The sequence below is a fragment of the Methanooceanicella nereidis genome (assembly GCF_021023085.1).
GTDB lineage: Archaea > Halobacteriota > Methanocellia > Methanocellales > Methanocellaceae > Methanooceanicella > Methanooceanicella nereidis.
In genome coordinates this window covers 197,406-210,214 of record NZ_PGCK01000003.1, presented here as the reverse complement: position 1 = coordinate 210,214, position 12,809 = coordinate 197,406, and the positions used below count along the sequence as shown (strand labels likewise).

Below are 12,809 nucleotides of genomic sequence, written 5' to 3'. Positions count from 1 at the left end.
ACTCCTACGGAGTTGCAAAAATTTATTAATTATTTTAAAAGTAGCGGGGAATGGATTTGAACCATTGGTCTACGGGTTATGAGCCCGTCGGGATCTCCTGACTACCCCACCCCGCTATGTGTTACAACGAGTAATATGTTAGCAGCCTTATAACGCTGCCAACAGTATATATAGTTTACCAGTAACGCTCTTATTGTTACCGTTTCAATTCGAAGAAGCGCCCTTTTCGCCGAGCTTCGTCTCGATCTCGGCCAGGAGCTGGTCCTCGGTCTTTCCGGTGATGTCGATGTTAAGTTTCTTCGCCATCTTCTGGACTTTGGTCAGTTCGGCTTCCTTTTCCGGGGCAGATTCTTTCATCGTCTTTAGATCTCTCTCGACTTCGATCTGTCCGCGCTTGAACTCGCCAAGGGATTTACCCATCGACCTGGCAAGCTCGGGAAGCTTTGACGCGCCAAACAGTAAGACTATGGCCAGAAATACAAGTAACAGTTCCTGATAGCCAAACATGCCCATGATAATTCTCCAAGCTGTGAATTTTAATTACTAGATGTTATATGCTATAATATACTTTTTGAATGCCATGCAGGCGCATTTTAATAATATATTATTTCTAATATATTTCGTTTTCGGGTGAAGGCTTAGCCTTAAAGTAATAAGATAACACAATGATCGATGCTACAGTCACGGCAAGCCCGATGATCGATGCCTCAGCACCGAAACTGCCGCCGTTAAGGACCGCCTCTCCGCTTTTTGATACTTTTAAAACGGAGTCGAGAGGGCCGAGGCCAAAGATGTTGTACTGGAGAAGGTTCCAGAAGAAATGGAACGCTACGGCGTTAAGTATGCCCCCGTAGACATACAGCAGCGTCAGCAGAATGCTAGCCAGAAAGATCGTCAGAAAGGCGATCACCATCAGGCCAGAGTTTATCTGAAGGACTATCATGGACGGAATATGAAGCGCGGCAAAAGCTATCGATGTTATAACGGCCGACGCAGGCTTCCCTATAGTGTCCCCCAGCACCTGGAACAGGTACTGGCGAAAAGAGAGCTCTTCCCCGAAAGCGACAAATCCCTGTAAAATCACAGCGCTAAAGAGAACCACCGCGTATTCCGGGTTGACCGACAATATTTCCACGCTGCCGGAAACCAGCATTAAAATGAACGCGGAGGTCATCGAGAGCACGGCTACGATACTGCCGAGAATGAAACTCCTTTCTTTGACCTTTATTCCGTCAAAGATCACAAACATTATCGACAACATTATCATCAGGGCATAGGCACCTATAGCGCCGACGACGGAAGGAAAGACGAATACGAGCGATAATATCAGTAAAAAGAAAAGTGAGGCCCTGGTAAGCGCGGAATATTTCAACGTAAACTCACCACGAACTCGCAGAACTTATTGGTCGCGCAGCATTTCCTGGACACCTTTAGCTCTGCTTTATCATTGACAGCGCGAACGAGCCCCAGGGAATAGCTTTCACAGGCCCGTGACTTAATGTCAGGGTTCATCCCGTCGAACATGCCGGAGAACATGCACCCCCGGATACGTATCGAAGTCGACCTCTGGTCTTTTCCGCTCCCGCATACCTCCGAGTCAATGCCTGATAATAAGGAGACCGTCTCGAGCGGCATGACGCAGCCTTTAGTGGTGCCGGACTCAAGATTCAGGTTCTCGCAGATCTTTTTACCGTCCTCGAGCCCTATCTCAAAGGTTATGTCAGAGATGATGGCCATCACCTCTTCGCCGTATTTTTCCACAAGAGCCTTTATGAGCTGTGAGTTTAAGCGGTCGATAGTATTGCTCTGCTGCCACTTTACCCTTGACGTGACGCCGACCGTTTTCCAGCTATTGGCAAATTGCTTGAACCTATCCATTTTCACCACGAGCTGATATGGTCATTTCTTTTGCCCGAACGGATGGATGGCAGATAATAACAGGATGATTATGCCGGATAGCTGTATTATCAGCGCTGCCGTGCGGGCCGTCGACATATCTATAGCGGCAGCGTATTGAGGTATCTCGATTATCCCTGCGGCCAGCGTGTTAAGGTTACTTCCAAAAATGATAACAAAAAACCCGACAGCCATATACATGAGATTCGTCTGTTTTGTCTTGACGTAAGCCTCATATATGAAAAGTACAAGCGCGCCTCCTAACAGGTACATTAAAAAAGCCGCTATCCCCTCTATCAGATATACTCCCATCTCAATCACCGTTCTTCGTTATACAGGCGTTCTCCTTATGCCGCCTTGTCGTAAGGATGCTGCTCGTGTTCAGGACCCCCTTCGTATTCGCGATCACACGCAGCACGTTTTCCTTCAGCTCGCTGATGTCTCGCGTACGGACCTTGACAAAAATATCATAGGGTTCCAGAAGCTCATACACCTCAAGCACGTTATTAAGGGACTTTAAAGTGTTGATGACCTCGTCCTTACGGCCGCTGTCCACATTGATGCCAATGAAGGTCGTAAGCGCCGTACCGGATTTTTCAGGGTTTAAAATAATTGTGAATTGCTCGATCACCCCGTCGTTATAAAGCTGGTTGACACGCTTATGCACCGTCGACGTCGCGACGCCCAGTTCGCTGGCGATCTCGGTACAGTGTATCCGGCTATCGCGGGTGAGTTTTTCTATGATTGTACGATCAGTAAGATCCATTGATCATCTATCTATTGCTGGGTCTCATATATGATAAATATATCGATGAAACGCTACATTTTGGAAAATTTTTTTTCCCGACCGCCCATTTTATACTTAATTTTTCTTACCCAGCCGCGACCTATCTGTGCCATGTACTTGATGAGCGGCGTCTTTTTCACGACCACCCTGGTCTTTCCTTCACGGATAGCTTTCAGGACTGAGCCCGCGTCCCTTTCGTGGGTATTGACCTCAGTGACGGCCGTGCCGACCAGGTCTGCCGTATGCGCGTCGCTGCCGGCGACACCCGGTACGCTCTTCCTGTGAGCGCGTCTTCTCGCCATATAGTTGTGATAGCCCACTATGTACCTGGAATTGAAGATCTCCACGGCGTCTATGCCTCTCGGCACGTTCATGCCATGCCTCATCCTGTGCCCGGGGTGAGGTATGATTATTGTGCCGCCAAGCTCCCTTGCCCTCACTATGGTATCCTTCACAGATAGCCCGGGCGGTATCGTCTCCGTTATGCCGAGTACTATCATATGGCCTGACTTTGTAGATATCTCTTCCCCCGGAATGACAATAAGGCCGGGAGCCACTTTCTCGCATATCTCGAGGGCGTACTTCGCGCCTTTAGTGGTATCGTGGTCGGTGATCGCTATACCGTCCAGCCCCTTAGCCTTCGCGGCCTTAAGTATCGATTCTATGCTGCTGGTGCCATCTTTTGAAAAGTTGCTGTGCACGTGAAGGTCGAAGCGAAGCATAGAGTTAATATTTTGGTTGTTCGAATATAACTCTTCTGTATGCGCGTGTTGTTGGTTACGGGCAGGCTGGCCTACCCCGTGGTAAAAAGCGTGGCGGGCAAAGCCGCGGATGTTATTATGCTTGATATAGGAGTGGCGGCGTTTGTCACGCCGAAGCTTTTAGAAGAGGCTATCAAAGATAAAGCGGAAGACTATGACCTTGTCCTTGTGACGGGCCTGTCATCGTCGGATTTCTCAGGGCTTGAGAATAAGCTCGGCGTCAAAATAAGGCTTGGCCCTAAGCACGCGTTTGACATACCTCTGGCGCTTCAGTATGCGGATAAGATCGAGTTCTCGCATAAGGTCTCTGCATGCCAGCTTCTCGCGAACATTAAGCGCGAGAACGCGATAAAGGATTATGAGAGATTAGAGGAAGAGGCCGCGCCGGAATTTATGCTGAAAGGCGTAAAGATAGGCTGGACGTCGACCATGAAAGTCATGGCAGAGGTCGTCGACGCTACGAAACTGTCAGACGTAGATCTGATAAAGAAGATAGACAGCTACGCGTCGGCTGACATCATTGACCTGGGAGTGCCGCTTGACTCGACGCCCGAAGCCGTTATGCATGCGGTAAAGGTCGCCAGGTCGGCGACTTTCAAGCCGATAAGCATAGACACGCTTATACCCGAGTACATAGAGGCAGGAATAGAAGCCGGCGCTAATATGGTGCTGAGCCTTAACGGCTCTAACATCGATATGATAGGCAATCTCATAGCAGAAAAGGATATCCCTGCAGTCGTAATTCCCGACGACGAGACCCTTGAAAGCTTATGTGTAAATATTCAAAAATGTAAGGACATCGGCATTGAACACATCGTTGCCGACCCGGTATTGTCCCCGGTCGGGCACGGCGCCGTGGAATCGCTGGAAAGATATATCGACTTCAGGAAAGAGCATGCAGGCATGCCGTTATTCTTCGGCGTGGGCAACATAACCGAGCTCATAGACGCGGACTCGATAGGTGTCAACGCCCTTCTTGCAGGCTTTGCCATGGAGCTTGACGCGAGCATCCTGTTCACTACAGAGCACAGCCAGAAAGCCATAAACAGCGCTGACGAGCTTAAAAAAGCCTGCATGATGATGGCGCTGGCCAAAGAGCGTAAAGGCCCGGTAAAGGATCTGGGCATTGACCTTCTCGTCATAAAAGAAAAGCGCCCGCGTAAAGACCTTATAGAGCCGGGCAGAGTTATAGAGGCTAAAAGACATGAGTGGATGACAGACCCGAAAGGCAGCTTTAATATATTCATAGATAACGGCACGATATACGCAAAGAATGGCGACATCACTATCGCAGGAAAGGACGCAGGCCCGATAATGCATACGATAATAGACAGGGGCCTTGTATCCAGGCTTGACCACATGGGATACCTGGGTGCCGAACTGATGAAAGCCGAACTGGCGATAAGGTTTAACAGGACATACCTGCAGGATGACAGGTTCTAGGAATGATGAAAATGGATTTCCCCCCTAAAGTAGTCGCATCGATCACATCGATGGAAGAGGCCATAGAGGCTATCGGGCTTGGCGCGGACATAGTGGAAGTTCGCGTCGACCTTTCGACCGAGAAGCCGCTGCCCATGATAGAAGGCATCTACGAGGACCTGAAGTGCGGCATAATCGCTACGATAAGGCCCGTATACGAGGGCGGTAATTTTAAGGGCCCGGATGCCGACAGGATCAAGATTTTCAAGGAACTGGCACCGTTCGTGGATTTTATAGACGTCGAGCTTAGAGCCAGTAATATCGATGATATATTAGAGACGCTGGAGGGAACGGATGCGCTTCCTATCGTATCATACCATGACTTTGAGAAGACGCCTTCGAACGACGAGATGCTGGACATCATCGACAGGTCGTCTCAGAAAGGAGGGTATGCCAAGCTCGCCGTCATGCCAAAAAGCTTCCATGACGTGCTGAGGCTGTATGAGGTGACGCTGGTGTCAAAAAGGCCGGTCTGTACCATAGCAATGGGAGAGATCGGGCAGCATTCCCGCATAATGTCCTGCGTTTATGGATCTTCCCTGACATATGGATACGTTCGCAGGCCGGTGGCACCCGGGCAAATGCGCGTGGATAGGATAAAAGAAGGGCTCAAAATACTGGGATTAAGATAATTTATCCTTTCACCACAAAGGGCTCGAAGGAACACAAAACTGCTAACCACAAAGCGCACAAAGGCGAACAAGGAACACAAAACTGCTAACCACAAAGCGCACAAAGGCGAACAAGGAACACAAAGAACTTTTTTAGAAGATAAGCATATATTTTAAAAAAAATTAGTGTACCTTACTCGCCTTCGTGCGCTTCGTGGTTAACAGTATAGTGAACCTTACTCGCCTTCGTGCGCTTCGTGGTTAACAGTATAGTGTACCTTACTCGCCTTCGTGCGCTTCGTGGTTAACAGTATAGTGAACCTTACTCGCCTTCGTGCGCTTCGTGGTTAACAGTATAGTGAACCTTACTCGCCTTCGTGCGCTTCGTGGTTAACAGTATAGTGTACCTTACTCGCCTTCGTGCGCTTCGTGGTTTAAAAAGGATACCAGATTATTATCTTCTAATTAAAACTTGATTTTTTCGACCATTTCTGTGACTTTGAATTCACCGGACAGTATCAGTCTTTTCAATTCGGCAGATATCTTCATAGCACCCAAACGGTCCGAATGGCGTTCTGTGATAGGCATCTTCTTACCCAGGAACTCCACTTCTCCGAGGTTCGCGGACACTGCCGAGTTTGGACAGAAGCCGATGCATACTCCGCAATTGAAACATTTGCTGCGGTCTATCCGCTTTTCCTTGAACGATAAAGCACCTCTGGGACACATTTCCTCTGCGCGGCATTTTTCGCATCCGTCACACAGTTTCGGATCAAACCTGACAGCAAGATCGCAATCTTTCCAGACGTCCGCGTAGGTGATCCGCCCGATCTCTTCACGGCCTCTTACGTCCACCACTGATAGAGGGATCTCCGCGTCTCTCTTTAATAGATTCTTCAGGATACGGTCGTTTAGAACAGGTATAGGCACAGCCCAGGATGATACGACCTCGGGGCCGTGTGAAGTCACGAAGCCGCCCATGTATTTCGGGTCCATTTTTTTCATGTCGGATATTGCGGAAAGGTTGGGCTTTTCGGGCGTGCTCCTGGTCCCGCGCCCCGTGACCATTCCGGGAGCGCCGTTTATCAGCACTTTTGTGCCTTCGCCTATGACGTCCAGGCCGGGGTCTTTCTCGACAGGGTTCAGCTCGCCGCAACCGCAAAACTTTAGCTCCTTATAGGGGCCGTAAAACGGGCCAACGGAGAATATAGAATCATATAGCGTCTCAGGTGAAGGGTTAACGTAAGCGACATAGTTCTTATATGCGTTCCTTGTGGCGATCATCTTTGCGTAAGCGATATTTTCCATCGTTGTCGCTGTCTTGAGCTTACGCCCGGTATCGGTCTCGACCTCGACCTCGATGTCATTACCCTCGACCATATCGCGGAAAAGGTGTCCGCCGCCGTACTTATCGTCATAGATGCTGTGAGCGGTCCCGAATACGATGGTATCCACTATCCCCAGCCTTTCATTAGGACATGGCCCGGGATAAGCAGGAACGCCGTTAAGCCACAACCCTTTAGCCCTTACGAACTCGTTCTTTTCGGCGACTTTAAATGACAGGCTGGCCATCGTGCCGCTCATTATGCCTTTTGTGGCGCATGTGACGACGTCGACGTCCGGGATCTCCCCGCCTTCCTGCGCGATGGATAAAAGTTCGGACGCGGTCAGGACTATGGCGGCGCCTCTGGCGATTTTCTCGTTGATCTCCTGGAGGGTTTTTTCTTTCGCGGGCATATATTATTTAATCATATACTTTCAAGGCTTAAAAAGTCCGCCATACGGCTCTAATGCCGGTATATCCTTTTGAGCTCATCGAGGCTGCTTACTGGTTTCATACATACTCCCTGCCGGCAAATATATGCGGTAGTCTTCCCCCCGACAGGCACCTTTCCCTCGAATTCTTCAAGCATCCTTGTCGTATTATCGTTATAAAGGATGACAGCCCGTTTGCATATGAGGCTGTTCACACTATGGATAAAGTCCATGCCTTCGCCATTCTCCGCGGCAATGATGATCTGGTCTGGCGGGTTGGCGTAATAGTCAAGGGCTGAGAAGTAGGTTGCATTACCCAGCGGATAAGGCTTCGCTGCATCAAGGAATATCTCTAGCAGCTCTTTCGCCTTTTCCCGGTATTTTCCTTCGCCCGTATAATAATGAAGCTTGATCAGGTTACGCGCCATCTGGGCATTCGGGCCGGGCACGGAATAGTCCATCACGGGCTTATCCTGCGTCATTGGGGACCTGTCGCTTTTTTGGACGTAAAAGTAGCCTCCGTTTTCCCGGTCAAGGAAATTCTCGTCACAATCCGCCAGCAGCCTTTCAGCCATATCAATATAATAATAGTCCTGTACAGCGGCAAACGACTCGATCAACGCCTCGATCAGGCAGGAGTAGTCCTCAATGAACGCGTCCACCGAAGGCACGTCCGAATACATGCGGTATAATTTGCCATCCTTATACATGATGTTCAGGATAAAATCCACGGTCTTTATCGCATGGTCCTTACACCTGTAATCGTCCAGTATCTCATATGCCTTTAGAAGCGATGTGGACATCAGCGAAGTCCAGCCTGTGATAATACTTGTGTCCACATAAGGCATCTCTCTTTCATATCTCGTATCCAGCAGTATCGTTAACTCATTCTCAAATTTTGACCTGTCTATCTCGCCTGTCATGTACAAAATGTTCTTTCCGCCTTCAAAGTTCCCGTTTTTTGTCACGTTGAACGCCTCGATGAACGTATCTGCCCTGTTACCCAGCATTCCCTTGATCTCGTCCTCGGTCCAGACGAAATATGACCCTTCTTCTCCGTGCACATCTGCGTCTATGCTCGATGCGAAACCCGCAGGCTCTCTGACAAGATCTCTAAAGACAAAATCGACGATCTCATGGGAAACATGCCTGTAGAAGTCCGATCGAGTTTTCTGATAGGCTACAAGATATGCCTTTAATAGCAGAGCGTTATCGTATAGCATTTTTTCAAAGTGAGGGACCCGCCATCCTGAATCGGTCGAATACCTGTGAAAGCCGCCGCCAGCCTGGTCGTAAACGCCGCCGGACGCCATCTTCCTTAATGTATGGTCTGCCATGTTCCACGCATCGACGTCACAGTCAGTCTCGTACCTTTGCAGCAGAAACAAAAGAGCCTCTGAGAAGGGGAATTTTGGCGCCCCGCCGAAGCCTCCGTTGATCATGTCATAATTATCTTTCATCGCCTCGACAGCGCCGCTTACGTACCCCGCCTTCAATTCAGACCGGGAGAGTTTTCCGGGTGCATATATCTTCATCATTTCTTTGACAGTGTTCATCACGTCTTTCCTGTTCTTCTCATAGGCATCGCTCACGGCGAGCAATATTTCTTTTATCGATGGCAGGCCGTGGCGGGGACTATCAGGGAAATATGTGCCCCCGTAAAATGGCTCTTTATCGGGAGTTAGAAAAACAGTAAGAGGCCAGCCGCCCCTTCCGGTCAGAGCGTTTACAGCTTCCTGGTAGATCTTATCAAGCTCAGGCCTCTCGTCGCGGTCGACCTTTATCGGAATGAACTTTTCATTAATTATCCGGGCGACATCCTTGTCCTGCCAGCTTTCATGCGCCATTACATGGCACCAGTGGCACCATACCGCGCCGATGGATAATAGTACGGGCTTATTTTCTTTTCTCGCGCGCTCAAAGGCTTCCTCTGACCACGCATACCATTCCACCGGCTCGTCTGCCGCTTTTCTCAAATAGCTGCTCTTTGAACCTGCAAGCCTGCCAGTCATCAATGATAATTCGGCAGGCATCTTTAAAAAACATAGACCGGTTTTTTAGTATGAATCCGGGTTTAAAATGTTATAAATAAGGAGCCGCTTTCAAGAAATCCAAAAAACCATGGATTTAAGATAAACACACGTTGAGAATATTAGTTAACATGTTAGAGAAAGACCCTGTATGCGGCAAGGACGTGGATACCGAAAAGGCGATAGTCATTTTTAAAATGGGGGACAGATACAGATATTTTTGTAGCGAGGAATGCGCCAGGATATTTCAGAAGACAAAGCTCGGGCTTTAAGTATATATAAAAATCCTGACATATAGTATATTCGTGAGCACTACCGAAGGAGCCGAACGATCAAAAAGGACACAGCTAAAGATAACAGGGATGACATGCGCATCCTGCGTGTCGAGAGTGGAAAGCGCCTTGAAGAGCGTGAAAGGTGTCTCGGAAGCGAACGTCAACCTTGCCAGCGAGAAGGCGACCGTACTGTACGATCCTGAAGCGGCTACTATCGACAGCATGGTGGACGCGGTAAAAGATGCCGGATACGGAGTTGAGGCGGAAACCGTAGTGCTGCCGATCACCGGCATGACATGTGCCTCGTGTGTTGCCCGCATTGAAAATGCGCTAAAGGATAGGCAGGGTGTCATCAGCGCATCCGTCAATCTTGCGACCGAAAAGGCTACTGTGAATTACGTACCGTCTGAGGTGACGATCAAGGAGCTTAAAAAGGTCGTTAAGGATGCCGGCTATGATGTCGCGGAGATCCCCGAGGAAGAAGCAGTCGATATTGAGCGGGAAACAAGAAAAAAGGAAATGAACGACCTTAAGATAAAGCTGGCCATCAGCCTGGCCATTTCCGCTTTCATCATGGCAATTATGTTCATAGGGGACCTGATGCCCGTCATATCGTCATTATCGCATCACCAGAAGAACATTTTATCATTTATTCTTGCCACACCGGTCCAGTTCTGGGTAGGATGGAGATTCTATAAAGGGACATACGCAGCCCTGAAACACGGCACTGCTGATATGAACGTCCTTATAGCCGTCGGGACCAGCGCGGCATACTTTTACAGCGTGGTCGCGACGTTCGCGCCATCGCTTGTTGCCATCGGCGGCAGTATGCCGGACACGTATTTTGATACGTCCACGATGATCATCGCCCTGATCCTGCTCGGAAAATTCCTTGAGGCAAGGGCGAAGGGCCGTACGTCGGAGGCGATACGCCGGCTTACGGGGTTGAAAGCGAAGACTGCCAGAATAATAAGGAATGGCGTCGAGCAGGACGTGCCTGTGGAGGATGTCAGCATCGGGGACATAGTGGTCGTCAGGCCAGGAGAAAAGATCCCGGTCGACGGCGTGGTCACGGAAGGATATTCGGCAGTAGATGAGTCCATGATCACCGGAGAGCCAATACCCGTCAGTAAAAAAGAAGGGGATACCGTCATAGGCGCCACCATTAACAAGACCGGATCGTTCAAGTTCAGGGCTACAAAGATAGGCAGAGATACCGTGTTATCCCAGATCATTAAAATGGTCGAGGAGGCGCAGGGGTCTAAAGCGCCCATCCAGAGGCTGGCGGATAAGGTCGCCGGCGTATTCGTGCCCATAGTCATATTCCTGGCGATACTAACGTTCCTGGCATGGTATTATCTGGGGCCGAAGCCCGCATTCCTGCTGGCCATGCTTAATTTTATATCGGTGCTTATCATCGCATGCCCGTGTGCCATGGGTCTGGCCACGCCCACTGCCATAATGGTCGGCACAGGGAAAGGCGCGGAATACGGCATATTGATCAAAGGCGGGGAGAGCCTTGAGAGCGCATATAAGATAGATACCATAGTCCTGGACAAGACAGGGACTATCACGAAAGGGAAGCCATCCCTCGTAGACGTCGTCAGCCAGCCGGGATTCGCGGAAGAGGAAATCATACGGTTAGCGGCTTCGGCCGAAAAAGGCTCGGAACACCCGCTTGGGGCTGCGATCGTGAATGGTGCCGGTGAGAGAGGCATACCAATAAAGGACCCGGAAAGGTTCGATGCGCTCCCCGGCAAGGGTATTATCGCGATGGTCGACGGGAGAGTAGTGATGGCAGGCAACGCAAAGCTCATGGAGGACGAGGACGTCGACATAAGCGCCATGAAGCCTGAGCATGAAAGGCTTTCAGCGCAGGGAAAGACCCCTATGTATATCGCCATCGATGAAAAGCCTGCGGGAGTCGTCGCGGTAGCGGATACCATAAAGGAAGGGTCGAAAGAGGCAATTGAAGAGTTCGACCGTATGGGAATCGAGACGATAATGATCACCGGTGATAACAGGCGGACGGCCGAAGCCATAGCAAAAGAGGTAGGCGTCAAGCGGGTGCTGGCGGAAGTGCTTCCGGGAGACAAGGCCAACGAAATTAAGAAGCTTCAGGCAGAAGGGAAAAATGTCGCGATGGTGGGAGACGGCATCAACGACGCGCCGGCTCTCGCACAGGCCGACACCGGAATAGCCATAGGTACAGGTACTGATGTAGCCATAGAGACTTCGGACATCACGCTCATGAGCGGGGACCTCAGAGGCGTCCTTACGTCAATAAAGCTGAGCAGAGCCACGATCAGGACCATTAAGCTGAACCTCTTCTGGGCGTTCATCTATAATATTATCGGCATACCGATAGCAGCCGGAATACTGATACCCTGGTTCGGTATACAGCTTAACCCGATAATCGCGGCCGCTGCGATGGCTATGAGCTCTGTCTCGGTGGTATCGAATTCATTGCTTTTGAACAGGTTCAGACCATAGGTGATAAAATGTCAGATTTCACAAAATTGACCAGCGTTAAAGAGATAGCTCCCGGAAGCATGAAGAGATTCACTGTCGGGGATAAAAATATCGTAATTGCGAACATAGGCGGGAATTTCCACGCGTTCGAGGATAAATGCCCTCATCTTTCAGCGAAACTTTCTACGGGCTTGCTGCTTGGCAATAATCTTACATGCATGTCGCACGGGGCCCGGTTCGACATTATTACCGGAAAGCCGGATTCGGTTACCGATAAGCCTTTGAATAAATTAGAAGTAAAGGTAGAAGGCGACGATGTTTATGTAAAAGTGTGACAGCCGCCGCATATATTTTCATAAAATCCTCATTTATTATATTAAGTTTTATTTTTATACATTAATGTGCCATCTACTTATGAGGTATTTCATGAGCATTATCAAAGAGTTCAAGGAATTTTTGGAGGAATACAAGGTCATCGGTCTTGCAGTGGCTTTCATAATAGGCGCTGCGGCCACAGCTCTCGTACAGTCGCTGGTAAATGATATTATAATGCCCCTGATAACTCCTTTCGTACCTGGAGGAGAATGGCAGACGGCGACGCTCGCGATAGGGCCCTTCGTGATCAAGTGGGGATCGTTCTTATCGAGCCTGATAAACTTCTTAATACTGGCATTTGTAGTTTTCTTGATAGCGAAATGGGTATTGAAGGAAGAAAAAGTCACAAAAAAATAGAGGGCCAG

The 12,809-nt window shown here is 49.4% G+C and carries 14 protein-coding genes and 1 tRNA gene; 6 read left to right on the top strand and 9 right to left on the bottom strand.

Features of this window, described 5'->3' with window-relative positions:
- Positions 1-41: 41 nt before the first annotated feature.
- The 7 genes from CUJ83_RS05220 to CUJ83_RS05190 all read right to left on the bottom strand — a co-directional run bounded on the left by CUJ83_RS05220 (position 42) and on the right by CUJ83_RS05190 (position 3,405).
- Positions 42-116 (bottom strand) — tRNA-Met (locus tag CUJ83_RS05220).
- Between the two features lie 88 nt (positions 117-204).
- On the bottom strand, positions 205-513 hold the full coding sequence (locus CUJ83_RS15820) for a Sec-independent protein translocase subunit TatA/TatB (RefSeq protein WP_305067639.1): 309 nt from the start codon (positions 511-513) through the stop codon (positions 205-207).
- A gap of 97 nt (positions 514-610) precedes the next feature.
- Positions 611-1,372 carry a CPBP family intramembrane glutamic endopeptidase gene (locus tag CUJ83_RS05210; protein ID WP_230741225.1) on the bottom strand — a complete coding sequence of 254 codons (762 nt, stop codon included), beginning with the start codon at positions 1,370-1,372 and terminating at the stop codon, positions 611-613.
- Complete coding sequence (locus CUJ83_RS05205) at positions 1,369-1,878, bottom strand: hypothetical protein (protein ID WP_230741224.1); 510 nt, start codon at positions 1,876-1,878, stop codon at positions 1,369-1,371. Before CUJ83_RS05205 ends, CUJ83_RS05210 begins: the two co-directional genes overlap by 4 nt.
- Before the next feature lie 21 nt (positions 1,879-1,899).
- Entirely contained in the window at positions 1,900-2,208 is a 309-nt protein-coding gene (locus tag CUJ83_RS05200; protein ID WP_230741223.1) for a DUF7521 family protein, read from the bottom strand.
- Position 2,209: 1 nt separating this feature from the next.
- Positions 2,210-2,662 (bottom strand): Lrp/AsnC family transcriptional regulator, encoded by a 453-nt coding sequence (locus tag CUJ83_RS05195; protein WP_230741222.1) that lies wholly within the window; start codon positions 2,660-2,662, stop codon positions 2,210-2,212.
- Positions 2,663-2,715: 53 nt separating this feature from the next.
- Positions 2,716-3,405: a PHP domain-containing protein gene (locus tag CUJ83_RS05190; protein ID WP_230741221.1), complete on the bottom strand. Its 690-nt coding sequence runs from the start codon at positions 3,403-3,405 to the stop codon at positions 2,716-2,718.
- A 39-nt stretch (positions 3,406-3,444) separates the two neighbouring features.
- Between CUJ83_RS05190 and CUJ83_RS05185 the strand changes: the two genes are divergently transcribed.
- Both CUJ83_RS05185 and aroD read left to right on the top strand, forming a co-directional pair.
- Positions 3,445-4,887 (top strand): dihydropteroate synthase-like protein, encoded by a 1,443-nt coding sequence (locus tag CUJ83_RS05185; RefSeq protein WP_230741220.1) that lies wholly within the window; start codon positions 3,445-3,447, stop codon positions 4,885-4,887.
- A 2-nt stretch (positions 4,888-4,889) separates the two neighbouring features.
- A complete protein-coding gene (aroD, locus tag CUJ83_RS05180) occupies positions 4,890-5,558 on the top strand; it encodes a type I 3-dehydroquinate dehydratase (RefSeq protein WP_230741219.1) in 669 nt (222 codons plus the stop codon).
- A gap of 444 nt (positions 5,559-6,002) precedes the next feature.
- On the opposite strand, the gene CUJ83_RS05175 is transcribed toward aroD, so the two are convergent.
- Positions 6,003-7,274 carry a methanogenesis marker 16 metalloprotein gene (locus tag CUJ83_RS05175; RefSeq protein ID WP_230741218.1) on the bottom strand — a complete coding sequence of 424 codons (1,272 nt, stop codon included), beginning with the start codon at positions 7,272-7,274 and terminating at the stop codon, positions 6,003-6,005.
- Between the two features lie 50 nt (positions 7,275-7,324).
- Positions 7,325-9,325 carry a thioredoxin domain-containing protein gene (locus CUJ83_RS05170; RefSeq protein WP_230741217.1) on the bottom strand — a complete coding sequence of 667 codons (2,001 nt, stop codon included), beginning with the start codon at positions 9,323-9,325 and terminating at the stop codon, positions 7,325-7,327.
- A 128-nt stretch (positions 9,326-9,453) separates the two neighbouring features.
- On the opposite strand from CUJ83_RS05170, the gene CUJ83_RS05165 reads away from it, so the two are divergent.
- From CUJ83_RS05165 to mscL, 4 genes are all read left to right on the top strand, one after another.
- Positions 9,454-9,594, top strand: a complete 141-nt coding sequence (locus CUJ83_RS05165) for a YHS domain-containing protein (protein WP_230741216.1) — start codon at positions 9,454-9,456, stop codon at positions 9,592-9,594.
- Between the two features lie 33 nt (positions 9,595-9,627).
- On the top strand, positions 9,628-12,090 hold the full coding sequence (locus CUJ83_RS05160) for a heavy metal translocating P-type ATPase (RefSeq protein WP_369423876.1): 2,463 nt from the start codon (positions 9,628-9,630) through the stop codon (positions 12,088-12,090).
- Positions 12,091-12,098: 8 nt separating this feature from the next.
- Positions 12,099-12,404, top strand: a complete 306-nt coding sequence (locus tag CUJ83_RS05155) for a Rieske (2Fe-2S) protein (protein WP_230741215.1) — start codon at positions 12,099-12,101, stop codon at positions 12,402-12,404.
- 79 nt (positions 12,405-12,483) lie between these two features.
- Positions 12,484-12,801 carry a large conductance mechanosensitive channel protein MscL gene (gene mscL / locus CUJ83_RS05150; RefSeq protein WP_230741214.1) on the top strand — a complete coding sequence of 106 codons (318 nt, stop codon included), beginning with the start codon at positions 12,484-12,486 and terminating at the stop codon, positions 12,799-12,801.
- The last annotated feature ends 8 nt before the right edge of the window (positions 12,802-12,809 follow it).